The organism is Enterococcus sp. DIV2467a, from assembly GCF_050532945.1.
Taxonomy (GTDB): domain Bacteria; phylum Bacillota; class Bacilli; order Lactobacillales; family Enterococcaceae; genus Enterococcus; species Enterococcus faecalis.
In genome coordinates, this window is the sequence record NZ_CP172896.1 from 1,461,989 (window position 1) to 1,482,427 (window position 20,439).

Below are 20,439 nucleotides of genomic sequence, written 5' to 3' on the forward strand. Positions count from 1 at the left end.
GTTTGAAAAGGTTATTGATTTTAGAAGACGGAACAGTATTTGAAGGAAAAGCGTTTGGTGCAGAAGGCAATGTAGTAGGAGAAGTTGTTTTTACTACTGGCATGACAGGTTACCAAGAAGCAATTACTGACCAAAGTTTTAATGGACAAATGATTACTTTTACGTATCCATTAGTTGGAAATTACGGGGTCAACCGAGATGATTATGAATCCATTGCACCAACCTGTAAAGGTGTCATTGTTAAAGAGCATGCGCGGGTTGCTTCAAATTGGCGTCAACAAATGACCTTGGATGAATTTTTAAAGCGCAAAGGGATTCCGGGAATTTCAGGAATTGATACGCGTGCGCTGACTCGTAAGTTACGATCAGCTGGAACAATGAAAGGGAGCATCATTGATGCCGTGGATGATTTGCCGCATGCATTTGATCAATTAAAAGCGACAGTCATGCCGAAAAATCAAGTGGCACAAGTCTCCACCACTAAGCCTTATCCGAGTCCAGGTATTGGGCGTAATGTGGTCGTCGTTGATTTTGGGTTGAAACATAGTATTTTGCGAGAATTATCAAAACGGCAATGCAACTTAACCGTGTTGCCTTATAATACAACGGCCGAAGAGATTTTAGAATTAAGTCCCGATGGTGTCATGTTGACAAATGGGCCTGGAGATCCCAAAGATGTGCCTGAAGCTATTGAAATGATTCAAGCAATCCAAGGAAAAGTTCCAATTTTCGGCATCTGCTTAGGTCATCAGTTATTTTCATTAGCAAATGGTGCGGATACGTATAAGATGAAGTTTGGACATCGCGGTTTGAATCATCCTGTACGAGAAATTGCAACAGGACGCATTGATTTCACTTCACAAAACCACGGATATGCCGTAGATGAAGCAACAATTGATCCAGAAAAATTACTTGTGACCCACGTGGAAGTCAATGATGGAACGGTTGAAGGCGTGCGTCATCGAGATTATCCAGCTTTTACTGTGCAATATCACCCAGATGCGGCTCCAGGACCGCACGATGGTCTTCATTTATTTGACGAATTTATGGAATTAATGGATGCATGGAAGGAGCAAAACTAATGCCAAAACGAACGGACATCAAGAAAATCATGGTGATTGGTTCAGGACCAATCATTATTGGACAAGCAGCAGAATTTGACTATGCAGGCACACAAGCCTGTTTAGCGCTAAAAGAAGAAGGGTATGAAGTTGTCTTAGTAAACTCAAATCCAGCGACCATCATGACCGATAAAGAAATCGCGGATCATGTTTATATTGAACCGATTACTTTAGAATTTGTTTCAAGAATTTTGCGGAAAGAACGTCCTGATGCTCTTCTACCAACATTAGGTGGTCAAACTGGATTAAATATGGCGATGGAATTATCGGGATCAGGAATTTTAGATGAGCTAAATGTAGAATTGCTAGGAACAAAGCTCAGTGCGATTGACCAAGCGGAAGACCGTGATTTATTTAAACAATTGATGGAAGAATTAGAACAACCGATTCCAGAAAGTGAAATTGTCAATACGGTGGAACAAGCCGTGGCTTTTGCCAAACAAATTGGCTATCCAATTATCGTTCGTCCCGCATTTACCTTAGGTGGAACAGGCGGCGGCATGTGCGATACGGAAGAAGAACTCCGTCAGATTGCCGAAAACGGTCTGAAATTATCACCAGTTACACAATGTTTAATTGAAAAAAGTATTGCTGGTTTTAAAGAAATTGAATATGAAGTAATGCGTGATTCGGCTGATAATGCGATTGTGGTTTGTAACATGGAAAACTTTGATCCTGTCGGCATTCACACTGGGGATTCGATTGTTTTTGCTCCGAGTCAAACTTTATCAGATTATGAATACCAAATGTTACGAGATGCGTCCTTGAAAATTATTCGTGCATTAAAAATTGAAGGTGGCTGTAATGTTCAATTAGCTTTGGACCCGCATAGCTTTAATTATTATGTGATTGAAGTGAATCCTCGTGTTTCTCGCTCATCTGCACTTGCTAGTAAAGCCACAGGGTATCCAATTGCGAAGTTAGCCGCAAAAATTGCTGTTGGTTTAACATTAGATGAAATGAAAAATCCAGTTACTGGAACCACTTATGCCGAATTTGAACCGGCTTTGGACTATGTTGTTTCCAAAATTCCTCGTTGGCCTTTTGATAAATTTGAAAAAGGTGCTCGAGAACTAGGAACGCAAATGAAAGCAACCGGGGAAGTCATGGCAATTGGCCGCAATATTGAAGAATCCTTATTAAAAGCAGTTCGTTCTTTAGAAATTGGTGCTTATCACAACGAGTTAGCAGAACTAACTCATGTCAGTGATTTAGAATTAACGAAGAAAATGGTCCATGCGCAAGATGATCGATTGTTCTACTTATCAGAAGCCATTCGCAGAGGATATAGCATCGAAGAATTACAAAGTTTAACGAAAATTGATTTATTCTTCTTGGATAAACTTTTACACATTATCGAAATTGAAACGACCCTTGAAAGTCACGTGAACAACGTAGCTGTCTTGAAAGAAGCCAAACAAAATGGCTTTTCTGATCGGAAAATCGCAGCACTTTGGGGACAAACAGAACAAGCCATCGCTGACTTCCGCAGAGCCAATCAAATTGTGCCCGTCTATAAAATGGTGGATACGTGTGCTGCAGAGTTTGAATCACATACGCCTTATTTTTATAGCACGTATGAAGTGGAAAACGAAAGCAATGTTTCGAAAAAGCCTTCTGTACTAGTATTAGGTTCTGGTCCCATTCGCATTGGTCAAGGGGTCGAGTTTGATTATGCAACCGTTCATTCTGTCAAAGCAATCCAAGCGGCTGGTTATGAAGCAATTATTATGAATAGTAATCCTGAAACAGTTTCAACAGATTTCTCTGTTTCTGATAAATTATACTTTGAGCCATTAACTTTAGAAGATGTCATGAATGTGATTGATTTAGAAAATCCGATTGGCGTGATCGTCCAATTTGGTGGACAAACAGCGATTAATTTAGCTGAGCCGCTCACAAAACAAGGCGTTAAAATTCTTGGAACAACGATTGAAGATTTAGATCGTGCGGAAAATCGTGATTTATTTGAACAGGCTTTGCAAGAGTTAGCGATTCCTCAACCACCAGGAGATACGGCCACAAGTGCAGAAGAAGCAGTCGTGATTGCTGATCGTATCGGCTATCCCGTTTTAGTGCGTCCAAGTTATGTTTTAGGTGGTCGTGCAATGGAAATTGTCGAAAATCAAAAGGATTTGGAAGATTATATGCGACATGCAGTCAAAGCTTCTCCAGAACATCCTGTCTTAGTTGATAGCTATTTATTGGGACAAGAATGTGAAGTTGATGCCATTTGTGATGGTGAAACAGTACTAATTCCAGGGATTATGGAACATATTGAACGAGCTGGCGTGCATTCTGGTGATTCAATGGCGGTTTATCCACCGCAGTATCTTTCTCAAGAAATTCAAGCAACAATTGCCGATTATACAAAAAAACTGGCACTTGGTTTAAACTGTGTAGGTATGATGAATATTCAATTTGTTATTCATGAAAATCGTGTTTATGTGATTGAAGTGAATCCTCGTGCGAGTCGAACAGTTCCTTTCTTAAGTAAAATCACAGGGATTCCGATGGCTCAAGTTGCTACAAAAGCGATTCTTGGTGAGAAACTGACTGACCTAGGATATCAAGATGGATTATATCCTGAAAGTAAACAAGTTCATGTGAAAGCCCCTGTGTTCTCCTTTACGAAACTACAAAAAGTAGATACGTACTTAGGGCCTGAAATGAAATCAACTGGGGAAGTTATGGGTAGTGATTATTATTTAGAAAAAGCCTTGTATAAAGCCTTTGAAGCATCTGGCTTGCATTTGCCAAGTTATGGGGCTGTACTTTTCACCATTGCTGATGAAACAAAAGAAGAGGCGTTAGAAATTGCTAAGCGTTTTTCAGCAATTGGCTATAGTTTAGTCGCAACGGAAGGAACCGCTGACTTTTTAGCGAAGCATCAGTTGCCTGTTAAGAAAGTGACGAAAATTTCTAATCCTGAAGGGGAAACCGTGCTGGATGTCATTCGTAATGGGAATGCACAAGTGGTAATCAATACTATGGATAAAAATCGTTCCAGTGCCAACCAAGATGGGTTTTCAATCCGTCGGGAAGCAGTCGAACATGGGATTCCATTGTTTACCTCACTTGACACAGCAAATGCGATTTTAAAAGTTTTAGAATCAAGAGCCTTTACGACAGAAGCCATTTAAGCAAAAATCTGGAACAATCGTCTGAGGAGGACTGTTCCAGATTCTTTTACGAAGAAATAGAAAATCATTTATAGGGGAATCAGAGAATAAAGGAGTGAAGGATACTGATGCAGAGAAAGCAAGAAATGATGACCATTGTAGCTCAAAAACAGTTAGCGCCACGGATTTATCAGTTAGACTTACAAGGCGAGTTAGTGAAAGAGATGACACGACCTGGACAGTTTGTGCATATCAAGGTTCCGCGTGCAGATTTACTTTTGCGGCGACCGATTAGCATCAACCAAATTGATCATTCGAATGAAACCTGTCGTTTGATTTATCGAGTCGAAGGCGCTGGAACGGAAGTGTTTGCCACCATGAAGGCTGGTGAACAATTAGATATTTTAGGTCCTTTAGGAAACGGCTTTGATATAACTACCGTAGCAGCTGGTCAAACTGCTTTTATCGTTGGCGGAGGAATCGGGATTCCCCCATTGTATGAATTATCAAAACAACTCAATGAAAAAGGCGTGAAAGTGATTCATTTTCTTGGTTATGCATCAAAAGAGGTTGCTTATTACCAACAAGAATTTATGGCATTAGGAGAAACACATTTTGCCACAGATGACGGCTCGTTTGGCGCTCATGGCAACGTGGGCCGTTTATTGTCAGAAGCGTTAGCAAAAGGACGGATCCCTGATGCAGTGTATGCTTGTGGTGCGAATGGTATGTTAAAAGCAATTGATTCTTTATTTCCAACACATCCACACGTTTACCTTTCTTTAGAAGAACGGATGGCCTGTGGAATTGGGGCTTGCTATGCCTGCGTTTGCCATAAAAAAGGAGACACTACTGGAGCAAAAAGTGTCAAGGTCTGTGATGAAGGTCCGATTTTTAAAGCAAGTGAGGTTATCTTATGATGAAAAATCCTTTAGCTGTTTCAATTCCAGGTTTAACATTAAAAAATCCAATTATTCCCGCCAGTGGTTGCTTTGGGTTCGGGGAAGAATATGCTAACTATTATGACCTTGATCAATTAGGTTCAATTATGATTAAGGCGACAACGCCCCAAGCACGATATGGAAATCCCACACCACGTGTAGCTGAAACACCCAGTGGTATGCTAAATGCCATTGGATTGCAGAATCCAGGTTTAGAAGTGGTTATGCAAGAAAAATTACCGAAATTAGAAAAATACCCTAACTTACCGATTATCGCAAATGTTGCAGGTGCTTGCGAAGAGGACTATGTGGCTGTTTGCGCAAAAATTGGGCAAGCGCCTAACGTCAAAGCAATTGAATTGAATATTTCCTGTCCTAATGTGAAACATGGCGGCATAGCTTTTGGTACAGATCCAGAGGTTGCTTTTCAATTAACACAAGCAGTCAAAAAAGTCGCCTCTGTTCCGATTTATGTTAAACTATCACCAAACGTAACGGACATTGTGCCGATCGCCCAAGCAATTGAAGCAGGGGGCGCAGACGGTTTTTCTATGATTAATACATTGCTCGGGATGCGCATTGATTTAAAAACGAGAAAACCTATTTTAGCCAATCAAACTGGTGGACTATCTGGCCCAGCCATTAAACCTGTTGCTATTCGCTTAATCCGACAAGTCGCCAGTGTTTCTCAGTTGCCAATTATTGGAATGGGCGGTGTTCAAACAGTGGACGATGTCTTGGAAATGTTCATGGCAGGTGCTAGCGCTGTCGGTGTTGGTACGGCCAACTTTACAGATCCATATATTTGTCCGAAGTTGATTGACGGATTACCTAAGCGAATGGAAGAGTTAGGTATTGAATCGTTGGAACAATTAATTAAAGAAGTGAGAGAGGGGCAGCAAAATGCACGATAGACCAATTATTGCGTTAGATTTTCCCACGCAAAAAGAAGTGGCTGTTTTTTTAGAAAAATTTCCTAAGGAAGAAGCCTTGTTTGTTAAAGTGGGGATGGAACTTTTTTACGCAGAAGGACCAGCGATTGTTCGCTGGCTTAAAGAACAAGGACACGATGTTTTCTTGGATTTAAAATTACATGATATTCCGAATACTGTGGAAAAAGCGATGACAAATTTAGCAAAATTAGGCGTTGCTATTACCAATGTCCATGCAGCAGGGGGCGTTCGAATGATGCAAGCAGCTAAGGAAGGTCTAATCAAAGGGACTCAGCCAGGCGCTAAGGTTCCTGAGTTAATTGCTGTAACCCAGTTGACTTCTACTAGTGAAGAAGAGATGCACCACGATCAATTAATCAACGTTCCTTTAGAGACAAGTGTCATTCATTATGCTAAATGTGCGGAAAAAGCGGGTCTGGATGGCGTGGTTTGTTCAGCATTAGAAGCACGTGGTATTCAAGAAGCAACCAAGCAGACGTTTATTTGCTTAACACCTGGTATTCGTCCAGCAGGAAGTGCAGTAGGTGACCAACAACGGGTCGTTACGCCGCAACATGCTCGCGAAATCGGGTCCACATATATCGTTGTTGGCCGACCTATTACCCAAGCAGAAAATCCTTATGAAGCCTATCAAGAAATCAAAAAAGACTGGAGCGGAAAGTAACATGACAAAAGTAGCAAAAAAGATTGCCAAAGATTTATTAGAGATTGAAGCGGTATTTTTAAACCCTAATGAGCCTTTTACTTGGGCTAGTGGCATAAAAAGCCCGATTTATTGTGATAACCGTATCACGATGAGTTATCCTGCTGTGCGTAAAGAAATTGCAGAAGGCTTAGCGGCAAAAATTAAAGAGACTTTCCCAGAAGTCGAAGTGATTGCTGGGACAGCTACCGCAGGGATTCCACATGCGGCATGGGTAGCCGATATTTTAGGATTACCAATGGTTTATATCCGCAGTAAAGCCAAAGACCACGGCAAAGGGAATCAAATTGAAGGCCGAATTTCTGAAGGACAAAAAATGGTAGTTATCGAAGATTTAATTTCAACAGGCGGTAGCGTGTTAGAAGCGGCAGAAGCGGCGGAACGTGAAGGAGCAACGGTTTTAGGCGTTGCGGCAATCTTCACTTATGAGTTACCCAAAGGAACGGCAAATTTTGCAGATAAACAGATGACGTTACTAACGTTAACCAATTATTCAACTTTAATTGATGCTGCATTAGAAGCAAATTATATCGAAGAAAAAGATGTTACCTTATTACAAGAATGGAAAAAAGATCCTGAAAACTGGGGCAAATAACCGTTGAACTAAAGATGGTTCTTGTCGTCTGATTTTTAGTATCATTTTCAGTAACCAGATTTAACGGTAGGAGAACTTAGGTCATTTGCCGAGGAGCGTAATGATCTAAGTTCTTTTGTTTGACGTAGAAAAGATGTTAGGATAGAGTTTTAACATGAGTTTTACCTGATTACTATGTGGAAATGAAGGAAGAGTGTATGAAAAAAATAAAAAATATGGACGTTGAATGGAGCTATACAGGCAACGATGGACCAGAACATTGGCATACGCTATGTGACTGGTTTGCAGAAGGTGCTAAGTTTGCTTATCAATCGCCAATTGCTTTAGAAAAAGAAAGTGCTGAGACAGTAAATTCTCAGATTACGTTTCATTATAAAAAAGAAGAATTCACTGAAAAAGAATTCAAAAATACGTTTCATTTTGTACCACCAAATACGGAAAGTTACGTAATGTTTGAAAATGTTGCGTATCATTTAACCGATATCCATTTTCATATGCCTAGCGAACATTTGCTGTCGGGAAAGCAGTATCCGCTAGAATTCCATTTGGTTCATATGAATGATGCTGGCGAAAATTTAGTTGTCGGTTGCCTGTTTACCATCACAGAGGAAGAAAATCGTTTTTCAGAAGCGAATCATCCGATGGACTGGGAAAACGGCACGCACCAACAATGGTTTAATCCGTCAATCTTTTTACCAGAGGAACGTCTACACTACCATTATGTAGGCTCGTTAACAACACCGCCAACTAAGGGTCCAGTGAAATGGTTTGTATTTGATACCATTCAAAAAATGGATCAAGCCTTTTTAAATAAGATCAAGGAAGGTATGTTGGCCTTTAACAATCGGCCCCTTCAGCCGTTGAATGGGCGTAAGATTTATTTTTCAAATGATTAGTGTGTGGAGGAAAAAGTGTTGAATATTCAACAAATGAAGTATGTTGCTGCCATAGCTAACAATGGGAGTTTTCGGGAAGCAGCCAAAAAACTATTTATTACACAACCTAGCTTGTCAAATAGTATTCGGGAACTAGAAGAAGAACTAGGGATTTCCCTCTTTTTACGTACTAATAAGGGAGCTTTTTTAACGGAAGAAGGAATGGTTTTTTTAGAACAAGCAGAGAAAGTCTTATTTCAAATGGAGTTATTGGAAAATCGCTATCGCGAGACAGTGACCAGCGAACGATTCTCCATCTCTTCGCAACATTACGATTTTTTAGGTGAGGTAATTGCCAAAGTTCTTAAAAAGTATGGGGATCAATATAAAGATTTTCGTGTCTTTGAAACCACAACCTTAAAAGTAATTGAAGACGTCAAAGGATTTCACAGTGAGTTGGGGATTATTTATTTAAATGAACAAAATAGTGTCAGTATTGAACGGTATTTAGAACAAGCTAATCTAGCCTACGAGGTAATTAGTACTTTTAATACACACATTTTTTTAGGAAATCATCATCCTTTAGCCAAGCAAAAAGAAATTCATTTAGAGGAATTAGTTCCCTATCCACAAGTTCGCTTTAATCAAGAAGGAAGCAATTTTTCCTATTTTTCTGAAGATTTAGTTGAAATTCCTGAGCAGGAATCGGTCATTCATACTACGGATCGTGGAACTTTAATGAATTTGTTGGTAGAAACCAATGCTTATGCTTCTGGTTCAGGTGTCGTAACGGGTTTTACGAAGAAAGAAATTCGGTTAGTGCCATTGGCGCCAGCTTTGGAAAATCGTATTTGTTTACTCTTTCCCAAAAATCGGGAAATCAGTCCAATTGGTCGCTACTTTATCAAAGAATTAAAAGCGTTGTTTAAAAAAGAGGTAGATACCAAAACATTTAGCACTAAGGAATAAAAAGAAGGAACTATCAGTGAGTTGACTGATAGTTCCTTCTTTTTTGGCTCATTTTGAAACAGTAGAAATGGTTTCTCTTTCAATTAATGTGACAGGTACTTGAATGTCTTCTATGATTTGAATGTCTTGTTGCATCGTTTGTAATAACACTTCACCAGCTAGTTTTCCCATTTCTTTAAAGTCTTGCGCCATGGTTGTTAATGGCGGTTCGACAAATGCTGCTGCTTGAATATCGTCAAAACCAATAATCGATAATTCTTCAGGCACATGAATACCTAGGTTTTTACAGTTTCGTAAACAATGTAACGCGCTGAAGTCATTATCGCAGACCACGGCTGTGAGTTGGTGCGCCTCAAAATACTGTTTAAAGTTGTGTTCATCTAAGAGATTGGTTTCCGTGATTGCTGTATGGAACGCCAGATTGGCTTCTTTTAAAGCTTGGAGATAACCTAAATAACGTTGCCGAACGGATTGTAGGGCCGGACTTCCTGAAAGGATATATCCAATTTTCGTATGTCCTAAGCCAATTAAGCGTTCGGTTGCTGTTTTACCACCAGCAAAGTTGTCTGATTGAATGGTTGCAAAAGGTAAATCATGGATCTTTTTATCCAAGACAACGACTGGAAAATTCATCAAAGCCAACTCAAACAATAAGTCGAGGTAGTCATTACTAGTAGCAGCATAATAGACAAGCCCGGCAAACTCATTCACAATGTCCGCAGCATTTTTCTCTCTCAAAAAATTAGGCGAGGTCATAAAGACTTCTAAACCAGCTGCTTGAATAGTAGGGGCCAAACCGCTATAGAAATTTCCTACTGATAAATCGTCTGCAAAAGGCAATAAAAAAAGAACTTTATTTAAAGAGGTATGAAGAGGATGCTTTGGTGCTTGAACAAAACTTCCTTTTCCTTGGTGACGTTGGATTACGCCTTGCGTTTCCAACTCAGTTAGCGCTCGTTTGGACGTAATTCTACTGACGTTAAACTGAGCCGATAATTCTTTTTCGGTAGGCACTTGCGCTCCAACAGGCAATCGCCCTGAATCAATTTCATTTTGTAAATAATCAATAATTTGTTGATATAATGGTTGCTTCATTCATTTCACCTCACAATAAGATATATCTTATTTATAGTTTACCATAAATTAATTGGTTTTAAAATGAAAAAAATGATTGAAATCACTAGACAAATTGAAATGTAAACGCTATAATTCAATTGTGAAATGATATATCAAATTTAAGAGGTGACGAGAATGGTTTATACAGAAGTTCCAAAATCCGTAGCAACATTTATGGAGACAATTACAGAAAAATGCGGTGAAGCACATCAAGATTGGGCAAAAAACTTTCAGGCGGCCTTTGCCAATACTTTACTAACAACAGTGAAACGTCAAGAAGATGGTACTACCTTTTTATTAACAGGCGATATTCCAGCAATGTGGTTAAGAGACTCAACAGCGCAAGTTCGTCCCTATTTAGTGATTGCGAAAGAAGACGAAGACCTTGCTCAAATGATTGCTGGTTTGGTTAAACGCCAGTTTCGTTATATTTGCATTGATCCTTATGCCAATGCGTTTAATGAAACAGATAATCATGCAGGCCATCAAACTGATAAGACCGAAATGAATGGCTGGATTTGGGAACGGAAATATGAAATTGATTCATTATGTTACCCGGTCCAATTAGCCTATTTACTTTATAAAAATACTGGGATGACCGAACAATTTAATTCAGATTTTGTGGAAGGCGTCAAAAAAATTCTCAACGTTTTTACAACAGAACAAGATCACGCACAGTCACCTTATTTATTTGAACGAGATACGTGGCGTCAAGAAGATACGTTGGTTGAAGCAGGGAAAGGAACGCCAGTCGGCAAAACAGGGATGACATGGTCAGGCTTCCGTCCTAGTGATGATGCCTGCCAATATGGTTACTTAGTTCCTTCTAATATGTTTGCAGTCGTAATTTTAGGCTATATTCAAGAAATTTTCTCTGATGTTTTAGAAGATGCTACGATTGTGGCGATTGCTAAAAAATTACAAGAAGAGATTGAAGAAGGCATCCAAACATTTGGACGAACAAAAAATCAAAATAACGAAACGATTTATGCGTATGAAGTGGATGGCTTAGGCAATGCAAGCGTGATGGATGACAGTAATGTTCCCAATTTAGTAGCAGCCCCTTATCTGGGTTATTGTTCAACAGAGGATAAACAATATTTAACAACCCGTCAAACCTTATTAAGTAAAGAAAATCCTTACTTCTATGAAGGCAAATACGCGAAAGGGATTGGTAGCTCGCATACACCAGAAAATTACGTGTGGCCGATTGCTTTAGCAATGGAAGGAATGACAACCAAAGATAAAGCTGAAAAAGAACGAATTTTAGATTTATTAGTTGCCACAGATGCGGGGACTCATTTGATGCATGAAGGTTTTGACGTAGATAATCCTGAAAATTATACAAGAGAATGGTTTTCATGGGCTAATATGATGTTTTGTGAATTAGTTATGGATTATTTTGACATCCGAGTGGAAAAATAGGAGGAAAAGTGATGACAAAGAAAAAAGTCTATATTGTTTCCCATAGTCATTGGGATCGTGAATGGTATCTTCCTTATGAAGAACATCATATGCGCTTAATTGAATTAGTGGATAATGTATTAGATTTAATTGAAAATGATCCAGAGTTTAACAGTTTCCATTTAGATGGACAAACGATTATCTTAGACGACTATTTACAAGTTCGCCCAGAGAAAAAAGAAGCCGTAAAAAAAGCTGTCCAAGCAGGCAAACTAAAAATCGGACCATTTTATATTTTACAAGATGACTTTTTAATTAGCTCTGAATCCAATGTTCGAAACATGCTGATTGGGCATTTAGAAAGTCAAAAATGGGGAGCACCAGTTCAATTAGGTTACTTCCCGGATACATTTGGGAATATGGGTCAAACGCCTCAAATGATGCAATTAGCAAATCTGCCTGCGGCTGCCTTTGGACGCGGGGTGAAACCGATTGGCTTTGATAACCAAGTCTTAGAAAGCGACTATAGCTCACAATATTCTGAAATGTGGTGGGAAGGTCCTGATCAAACGAAAATTTTCGGCTTGCTTTTTGCAAACTGGTATAGTAACGGGAACGAAATTCCTTCAGAAAAAGAAGCGGCAATCGCTTTTTGGAAACAAAAATTGGCTGATGTGGAACGTTACGCTTCCACAAACCATTTATTGATGATGAATGGGGTCGACCACCAACCGGTACAAAGAGATATTACTAAGGCCATCGCTTTAGCCAATGAACTATTCCCAGAATATGAATTTATTCATTCCAATTTCGATGACTATTTGAAAGCTGTTCAAGAGGAGTTACCAGAAGATTTAGGAACAGTAACAGGCGAATTAACGAGTCAAGAAACGGACGGCTGGTACACATTAGCCAATACTTCTTCTGCTCGCGTCTATTTAAAACAGTGGAACACAAAAGTCCAACGCCAATTAGAAAATATCGCAGAACCTTTAGCAGCGATGGCTTACGAAGTAACTGGCGACTACCCACATGACCAATTTGATTATGCTTGGAAAACATTGCTTCAAAACCATCCGCACGATAGTATTTGTGGCTGTTCTGTCGACGAGGTTCACCGAGGCATGATGACTCGCTTTGAAAATGCCAATGATGTCGGGCATTTCTTAGCAGATGAAGCAACACGACAATTAACAGAAGCAATTGATACAAGTGTTTTCCCAGAAAAAGCGCACCCGTTTGTTTTATTTAATACTAGTGGCTATCAGAAAACGGAGGTTGTCACTGTGGAAGTGGAGATTGAACGATTGCCATTTTATACAGGAAAACCTGAAGATCTTTATCATGAATTAAAACAAAAAGCCACCCCAGATTATCAAGTGATTGATCCAACTGGAAAAGCCGTTGCAAGCCGTATTGTCAAAGAAGATGTTCGTTTTGGTTACGATTTACCTAAAGATGCTTTCCGTCAACCGTACATGGCTAAATACTTAACGGTCGAATTATCTGTCAAAGAAATGGCGCCATTCTCTTGGGATAGCTTTGCATTGATTCAAGGAGAAACGAAAGCTTTTGAAGGAAGTCTTTTGGCTCAACCAGCAACAAATGAAATGGAAAACGAATTTATTCAAGTGAAAATTGAAAACAATGGTAGCTTAACCATTGCTGACAAAAAAACAGGAGAAACATTTTCAAAATTGTTAACATTTGAAGATACTGGCGACATTGGGAATGAATATATCTTTTTCAAACCGACCGAAGACCAAGGAATTACAACTGAAAATGTAACGGCTGAAATTACGAATAAAGAAAATTCCCCTGTAAAAGCAAGTTATCAAATTAAACAAACCGTCATGTTACCAGTTTCAGCAGATGAACGATTAGAAGAAGAACAAAAGGCTGTTCGTGAGTTTAGAGAACGCCAAGCACAACGTTCAACGACGCTTCGCCCGTTCGAAATAACGACAGTGGTTACAATGATCAAAGAAAGTAACCAATTATTCTTTGAAACAACCATTAATAATCAAATCAAAGATCATCGTTTACGCGTGCTTTTCCCAACTGGCATGGTCACAGAAACACACGAAGCGGATAGTATTTATGAAGTCGTGACACGACCAAATCAAGTAAGCGACGCATGGGAAAATCCAACAAACCCGCAGCACCAACAAGCGTTTGTGAATGTTCATGACCAAAATAAAGGCGTGACTATCTTCAATGAAGGCTTAAATGAGTATGAAGTATTGGCAGATGGAACCATTGCGGTCACATTAATTCGTTGTGTTGGCGAACTAGGTGATTGGGGCTATTTTGCGACACCAGAAGCACAATGTCAAGGAGAATATACCTTTAAATATGGTTTGTCATTGCATGGAAAACCAGAAGAACGCTTTGCTACGTATCAACAAGCCTATAGTGCACAAATTCCTTTTACTGCAGCTACTACTACGCGTCATGAAGGTAAACTAGCACCGAACCATGTCTATTTGACAACGGCAGAAGGACCAATTGGTTGGACAGCCGTTAAACGTCAAGAGCAAACAAATCATTTAGTCGTTCGTGGCTTTAATCTAACAGCGCAAAATATTCCTTGTGAACTTCACAAAGAGACACAACCAGCGACTTGTTTAACAAATGTATTAGAAGAACCGTTGACACCAGCGATAGAAGTTGATGCACCATTACGTCCGTTTGAAATTCGGACATGGCGTTTCGAAAAATAAATAAATAGGAGAACTTTGTTGAAAAGGACAAAGTTCTCCTATTTTCTTCTCTGTCGTTTTTTTGAGATATTTATAATAAAAATCTAGCGAAACAATGAGAAAATCATTCATTTTACGGTCAATTTGTGCTACTATAACGTCAACTGAAGGAGTGAAGCTAAATGGATTTAACCAATCGTTTTAATCGTCAAGTAAATAAAATTGCTGTTTCTTTAATTCGTCAATTTGACGAACAAGTCTCAGGAATTGAAGGTATTTTAAAATTAACACTAGGAGAGCCGGATTTTAACACACCTGAGCATGTCAAAAAAGCAGCCAAAGAAGCAATTGATGCGAATTTTTCTCATTATACAGGGATGTCTGGTTTATTAGATGTCCGTGAAGCAGCCGCTTATTTTATGAAAGAAAAGTACCATTTGACTTACCAGCCTGCGACAGAAATTTTAGTAACAGTTGGAGCAACAGAAGCGATTTCAGCTTCGTTATTAGCAATTTTAGAACAAGGCGACAAAGTGCTATTGCCAGCACCTATTTACCCAGGGTATGAACCAATTATTACATTGGCGGGGGCGGAACCGGTATATTTGGATACACGAGACAACGATTTTGTCTTGACCCCTGAAATGATTGAAGCGGCAATGGCCGAGCATGGGGAACAAGTCAAAGCAATTATTTTAAATTATCCTAGCAACCCAACTGGTGTCACCTATAACCGCCAAGAGTTGCAAGCAATTGCTGATGTTCTAAAAAAATACGACATTTTTGTGATTAGTGATGAAATTTATAGTGAGTTAACTTATGATGAGAGTCATGTTTCGATTGCTGAAATGTTACGTGACCAAACGATTTTAATTAACGGTTTGTCGAAATCACATGCCATGACAGGCTGGCGGATTGGCTTTATTTTTGCACCAGCGATTTTAACAGCGGAGATCATTAAAGTTCATCAGTATTTAGTTACTGCGTCTGCAACAGTGTCTCAAAAAGCGGCTGTTCGTGCCTTAATCGAAGGAATGCATGATGCTGAAATTATGAAAGAAGAGTATCGGAAACGGCGCGATTTTGTTTATGAACAGATGACTCAATTGGGGTTTGAGGTTGCGCGTCCAAATGGCGCCTTTTATATTTTTGCTAAGATTCCTACTGGTTATGAACAAGATTCTATGAAATTTTGTATTGATTTAGCGCAAAAAGAAGCAGTAGCGTTGATTCCAGGTATTTCTTTTGGTCCAGAAGCAGAAGGATACGTCCGAATTAGTTATGCGTCCGATATGGATAAATTAACAACGGCCATGGAACGAATCGCACATTACATGGCGACACAACGCGTAACGCACTAGCCTTTATAGATTCTTTACACACCTTTACCTTTTATTTACATTTAATTGAAACAGAATTAACAGAGTCTTGGTAGACTAAACTTGTAACTAATTGAAAAGGAAGTGCAAAGATGAAAAAACGTGTAATTGCAGCAACTATGCTGAGTCTAGGGTTATTATTAACTGGGTGCGGAGCTCAAGGAGGCACAACTGAAAAATCCAGCGAAGCGGATAGTAACAAACCAGTTAAAATTGTCGCTGTTGGTTCCACCGCTTTACAACCGTTAGTAGATGCTGCGAAAGATCAATTTACACAAGAACATCCTAATTATACAGTTTCTGTCCAAGGTGGCGGCAGCGGAACAGGACTTTCGCAAGTTGCAGATGGCGCAGTGACCATTGGAAATTCCGATGTGTTTGCCGAAGAGAAAGATGGCGTGGATGCCTCTAAATTAGTCGATCATCGGGTGGCCGTGGTCGGTATGGGACCAGTGGTCAACAAAGAAGTCGGCGTGAAGAATTTAACGAAGCAACAATTGATTGATGTCTTTACTGGCAAAGTCAAAAACTGGAAAGAAGTGGGCGGCAAAGATCAAGAAATCGTCGTAATAAACCGCGCAAACGGAAGTGGCACCCGAGCAACATTTGAAAAATGGGGCTTAGATGGAGCTAAACCAGTTCAATCACAAGAACAAGATTCTTCGGGAACAGTTCGTAAAATTGTTGAACAAACATCAGGAGCAATCAGCTATTTAGCTTTTTCTTATATGGATGATTCCACCGTTGCCTTAAGCATTGATGGTGTTGAACCAAAAGAAGAACACGTGAAAGACAATTCATGGAAAATCTGGTCTTATGAACATATGTATACAAAAGGGGAGCCTAATAAAGATGTAAAAGCCTTCTTAGACTATATGGTCACCGATGATGTTCAAAAAACAATTGTCAAAGACTTAGGCTATTTAGCCATCACAGATATGCAAGTAGAACGTGATGTAAATGGAAAAGTAACTGAAAAATAAACAAAAAAACTCAGCCAATAAACAGGATTGGCTGAGTTTTTTTTAGGCTTCTTTTTTTGTTAAAGGCAAGGTGATTGTAAAAGTGGTCCCTAAGCCTAAGTGACTATCAATGGCGATTTTACCGCCTAATAATTCTGTGTAATTTTGGACAATAGCTAGACCTAGACCGGTGCCACCAGAATGACGGCTACGTGCTTTATCGACACGATAGAACCGTTCAAAGATCCGTTCTTGGTCTTTTTGACTAATGCCAATGCCAGTATCTTGAACAGATAAACGTAATTGCTGATTTTCAATAGCATAAGAAATAGTAATCTGACCATTTTCTTGGGAATACTGAATGGCATTTTCAATTAGATTCTTCACGATTGGATAAAACAATTCGTATTTGGTGAAAAACTGGCTCTCTGGCAGACCATGAACGACTGTTTTCAGCTGTTTTGCTGCCAATTGTTGCTGATAAGAACCGAGAATTTCTGTAATAAATTTTTCTAAAGTAATTTCTTGTTCTGCATAAGGAATTGTTGCGCCACCCCGAGAAAGTTCTAAAATTTCTTGAATTAATTGTTGCAGACGCTGGGCATCTTTTTGCATGATGTGCAAAAATTGATCAAGGACTTTCGGATCTTCTTTGGCGCCATCTATGAGTGTCTCGGTAAAGCCCAAAAGAGAAGTGACAGGCGTTTTTAATTCATGAGACACGTTTGATACAAAATCTTTTTGCATTTTTTCTAGTTGGCGAACGCGCGTTAAATCATAGGCAATTCCTAACACTTGATAATCATTGGCACTTTGATCATCCAAGTAACGAAGAGAAAGATCTAAGCGTAAAGGTGTTGGTCCCTGTGTCACAGTGATTTCTTGATGTAAGCTGTTTTTTTCAGCGACGACTTGATGGATTAAATGAATCAAATCGGCGTCTTGAATCACTTCAAGATAATTGCTTTGCATATTTTTAGCAGAGAGTCCTAACATTTCCTGCATTTTAGGGTTCAACAGACGAAGCCGTCCTTGCGTATCAATGATAAAGACACCAATCATCAACTCATCTAAAAGTTCGTGAAATTGCTCATCCGCAGACGTATACGCTTTATACGTTTGACTTACTTGTTGACTCAGTAAGTTAATAGTTTCGTAAAGTTCATTCCATTCAGAAGATTGCTGGATAATGGATCGATTTTCATCTGGATGTTTAAGCATTCGTTTCAGAATCGGTAAGACAGTCACTAGCGGTTGATTTTTTTGCCGTAACAATAAAAAGATAAACAAGGTAATTAGTAGGAACAAGATGCCAAATGTAAAGATAATATAGCGACGAAAAGATTGGATATTTTTAGAAAATAGCGCGGTTTGTTCCGAAATCCGAATAATACCAACGATTTCTCCTGATTTTAAAACAGGCGTGGCAACGTACAGAAGTTCTTTATTTAACGTTTTACTCTTTCGTAAAGCTGAACCATAGGTAGCTCCTGATAGAACCGCAGCGATTTCAGGTCGTTTTTTGTGCGACTCTAGCGGTTCATTTTGGCTGCTGTCAAAAAAGACGGTACCATTTTTTTGCAACAAAGTTACCCGTTCTTCTGCATCATCTAACGCATGGGTGACAAGGAGTTGTTGTTGGTTTGTCAGTTGCCCTTTTTCGAAAACGGAAGGGGGCAACTGGTCTGTTAAAAGGGTATTTTTTCTTCTTAAATAGGTTTCTTGCTGAGCAACCATTTCTTTTTGAAAGAAAAAATTGGTCGCTGCAATACTTCCGACAAATAATAAAAGCATGACTGCCGCAACTAAAAAATATTCAATCCGCAGTCTCTTTTTCATCGTTTTGGCTCCTGAAAACGGTAGCCAAAGCCACGGACAGTTACTAAGTAAACGGGCCGTTTGGGATCAGGCTCGATTTTATCACGTAAATGACTAATGTGGACATCGACGATGCGACTTTGTCCAGCGAAGTCATATTGCCAAATTCGTTCCAACAAGGTTTCCCGATTAATGACCCGATCTTTGCGTTTCATAAAGTAAACGAGTAATTCAAATTCTTTCGGTGTTAGTTCAATGGGCTGATTGCGCACAAAGACTTCATAATTTTGTTCATCCACACGAATCTCGCCAATCACAAGCGGAGCTTTAGGTGTGTCCTCTTGAAGCGGTTCGGTCGTGGTAGGTTTTAAACGACGAAAAATAGCTTTCATGCGTGCTAGGACTTCTCTGGGACTAAAAGGTTTTGTTAAATAATCATCTGCCCCAATTTCTAAGCCGATGATTTTATCTACTTGTTCATCTTTGGCAGTTAAAATCAAAATAGGCGTGTCAATTTTTTCTCGACGAAGTGCTTTGGTAATTTCTAAGCCATCCATACCAGGAAGCATTACATCTAAAATTATAAAATCATATTGATTAGACAAAGCTAATTCGAAGCCGTTTTTACCATCTTCGGAAGTAGTCACCTGATAGCCTTCTTTTTCCAAATTAAAGGTTAACAAAGTTAAAATCGATGGTTCATCATCGACGACAAGAACTTTTTTCATTTACATAACTCCTTCAAGAAATTTCTGAAAATAAGTGTATATTTCACTATTGTTAGTTTAACATATTTTTAGAGGAAGAACGTACTTTAAAGTAAGCGAGAATGCTACTTTTGAGAAAAGTCAACTCATGGTATAATAGAGAAATGAAATGAGGAGAAGCGAATGATTGGTATTAGTAGTTGCTTAGGTGGGATTTGTTGCCGTTACGATGGAAAATCTCAAGAACAAGAAGCGTTAAAACAACTTGTAACTAATGGAAAAGCAATAATGATTTGTCCCGAAGTTTTAGGAGAGTTGCCTATTCCACGTCCGCCAGCAGAAATCATTGGCGGGGATGGCTTTGATGTTTGGGCGAATACTGCTTATGTATATACGGATAACGGGGAAGATGTGACTGAGGCATTTAAAGCAGGGGCACAACGCGCGTATCAAAAATTAAAAACTCAACAAATTACAACCTTGATTTTGAAAGAAAAAAGTCCCAGCTGTGGCAGCCAGCTGATTTATGATGGACAATTTTCTGGCATTAAAAAAGCTGGAGTTGGAGTCGCAACTGCTTATTTTATTCAACAAGGAATGACCGTTTATTCTGAAGAAACATGGCAACTTGCGGACATTTCTTTTTAAAAGGTAAAAACTTAGTAAAAAAAGATTGACTATTCCCTATGAAATCGGTAACCTATAAGGGATTGAAGATGGGAGCACGGCTCATGGAAATGGAAAAAACAAACCGCATGAATGCGTTATTTGAATTTTATTCGACATTATTAACGGAAAAGCAGATGAATTATATGGAGCTTTACTATGCTGATGACTTTTCTTTAGGAGAAATTGCGGAAGAATATGAGGTTAGTCGCCAAGCGGTTTATGATAACATTAAACGAACCGAAAAAATTTTAGAAGAATACGAAAAAAAGTTACATCTTTATTCAAACTATGTTGTACGGAAAGAATATCTTGAACAACTACAGCAGTATGTTCAAGAAACTTATCCCAAAGATAGTGAAATCAAAAAATATATTGAACAAATTCAAGAAATAGAGGAATGAAA

General features: G+C 39.1%; 17 protein-coding genes. 14 read left to right on the forward strand and 3 right to left on the reverse strand.

Annotated features, from left to right (window positions below):
* Positions 1 to 2 precede the first annotated feature (2 nt).
* The 8 genes from IGL80_RS06840 (at position 3) to IGL80_RS06875 (ending at position 9,279) form a co-directional block, all read left to right on the forward strand.
* On the forward strand, positions 3 to 1,082 hold the full coding sequence (locus tag IGL80_RS06840) for a carbamoyl phosphate synthase small subunit (protein WP_002360175.1): 1,080 nt from the start codon (positions 3 to 5) through the stop codon (positions 1,080 to 1,082).
* On the forward strand, positions 1,082 to 4,264 hold the full coding sequence (carB, locus tag IGL80_RS06845; RefSeq protein ID WP_002360176.1) for a carbamoyl-phosphate synthase large subunit: 3,183 nt from the start codon (positions 1,082 to 1,084) through the stop codon (positions 4,262 to 4,264). Before IGL80_RS06840 ends, carB begins: the two co-directional genes overlap by 1 nt.
* Before the next feature lie 107 nt (positions 4,265 to 4,371).
* Entirely contained in the window at positions 4,372 to 5,163 is a 792-nt protein-coding gene (locus IGL80_RS06850; RefSeq protein WP_002365731.1) for a dihydroorotate dehydrogenase electron transfer subunit, read from the forward strand.
* Complete coding sequence (locus IGL80_RS06855) at positions 5,160 to 6,098, forward strand: dihydroorotate dehydrogenase (RefSeq protein WP_002369312.1); 939 nt, start codon at positions 5,160 to 5,162, stop codon at positions 6,096 to 6,098. Before IGL80_RS06850 ends, IGL80_RS06855 begins: the two co-directional genes overlap by 4 nt.
* Positions 6,088 to 6,801: an orotidine-5'-phosphate decarboxylase gene (gene pyrF, locus IGL80_RS06860; protein WP_002357417.1), complete on the forward strand. Its 714-nt coding sequence runs from the start codon at positions 6,088 to 6,090 to the stop codon at positions 6,799 to 6,801. Before IGL80_RS06855 ends, pyrF begins: the two co-directional genes overlap by 11 nt.
* A gap of 1 nt (position 6,802) precedes the next feature.
* Entirely contained in the window at positions 6,803 to 7,435 is a 633-nt protein-coding gene (gene pyrE, locus IGL80_RS06865; protein WP_002360179.1) for an orotate phosphoribosyltransferase, read from the forward strand.
* 182 nt (positions 7,436 to 7,617) lie between these two features.
* Positions 7,618 to 8,331 (forward strand): carbonic anhydrase, encoded by a 714-nt coding sequence (locus IGL80_RS06870; protein WP_002382382.1) that lies wholly within the window; start codon positions 7,618 to 7,620, stop codon positions 8,329 to 8,331.
* Positions 8,332 to 8,349: 18 nt separating this feature from the next.
* Positions 8,350 to 9,279 carry a LysR family transcriptional regulator gene (locus IGL80_RS06875; protein ID WP_002360180.1) on the forward strand — a complete coding sequence of 310 codons (930 nt, stop codon included), beginning with the start codon at positions 8,350 to 8,352 and terminating at the stop codon, positions 9,277 to 9,279.
* Positions 9,280 to 9,327: 48 nt separating this feature from the next.
* Here IGL80_RS06875 and IGL80_RS06880 read toward each other — a convergent pair whose 3' ends face one another.
* On the reverse strand, positions 9,328 to 10,374 hold the full coding sequence (locus IGL80_RS06880; protein WP_002360181.1) for a GntR family transcriptional regulator: 1,047 nt from the start codon (positions 10,372 to 10,374) through the stop codon (positions 9,328 to 9,330).
* 156 nt (positions 10,375 to 10,530) lie between these two features.
* Between IGL80_RS06880 and IGL80_RS06885 the strand changes: the two genes are divergently transcribed.
* From IGL80_RS06885 to IGL80_RS06900, 4 genes are all read left to right on the forward strand, one after another.
* Positions 10,531 to 11,820: a glycoside hydrolase family 125 protein gene (locus tag IGL80_RS06885; protein ID WP_002360183.1), complete on the forward strand. Its 1,290-nt coding sequence runs from the start codon at positions 10,531 to 10,533 to the stop codon at positions 11,818 to 11,820.
* 11 nt (positions 11,821 to 11,831) lie between these two features.
* A complete protein-coding gene (locus IGL80_RS06890; protein ID WP_002394489.1) occupies positions 11,832 to 14,522 on the forward strand; it encodes an alpha-mannosidase in 2,691 nt (896 codons plus the stop codon).
* A gap of 161 nt (positions 14,523 to 14,683) precedes the next feature.
* Entirely contained in the window at positions 14,684 to 15,862 is a 1,179-nt protein-coding gene (locus tag IGL80_RS06895; RefSeq protein WP_002360187.1) for a pyridoxal phosphate-dependent aminotransferase, read from the forward strand.
* A gap of 110 nt (positions 15,863 to 15,972) precedes the next feature.
* A complete protein-coding gene (locus IGL80_RS06900; protein ID WP_002404292.1) occupies positions 15,973 to 16,863 on the forward strand; it encodes a phosphate ABC transporter substrate-binding protein PstS family protein in 891 nt (296 codons plus the stop codon).
* A 42-nt stretch (positions 16,864 to 16,905) separates the two neighbouring features.
* On the opposite strand, the gene pnpS is transcribed toward IGL80_RS06900, so the two are convergent.
* Together pnpS and IGL80_RS06910 are read right to left on the reverse strand one after the other, a co-directional pair.
* A complete protein-coding gene (gene pnpS / locus IGL80_RS06905) occupies positions 16,906 to 18,681 on the reverse strand; it encodes a two-component system histidine kinase PnpS (protein ID WP_002404293.1) in 1,776 nt (591 codons plus the stop codon).
* On the reverse strand, positions 18,678 to 19,388 hold the full coding sequence (locus IGL80_RS06910) for a response regulator transcription factor (protein ID WP_002360193.1): 711 nt from the start codon (positions 19,386 to 19,388) through the stop codon (positions 18,678 to 18,680). The genes pnpS and IGL80_RS06910 overlap by 4 nt, the downstream gene beginning before the upstream one ends.
* A 162-nt stretch (positions 19,389 to 19,550) precedes the next feature.
* On the opposite strand from IGL80_RS06910, the gene IGL80_RS06915 reads away from it, so the two are divergent.
* Positions 19,551 to 20,015 carry a DUF523 domain-containing protein gene (locus IGL80_RS06915; protein WP_002357428.1) on the forward strand — a complete coding sequence of 155 codons (465 nt, stop codon included), beginning with the start codon at positions 19,551 to 19,553 and terminating at the stop codon, positions 20,013 to 20,015.
* A gap of 83 nt (positions 20,016 to 20,098) precedes the next feature.
* The gene (locus IGL80_RS06920) at positions 20,099 to 20,437 is read left to right on the forward strand and encodes a putative DNA-binding protein (RefSeq protein WP_002357429.1); all 339 of its coding nucleotides are present in this window, start codon (positions 20,099 to 20,101) and stop codon (positions 20,435 to 20,437) included.
* Positions 20,438 to 20,439 lie beyond the last annotated feature (2 nt).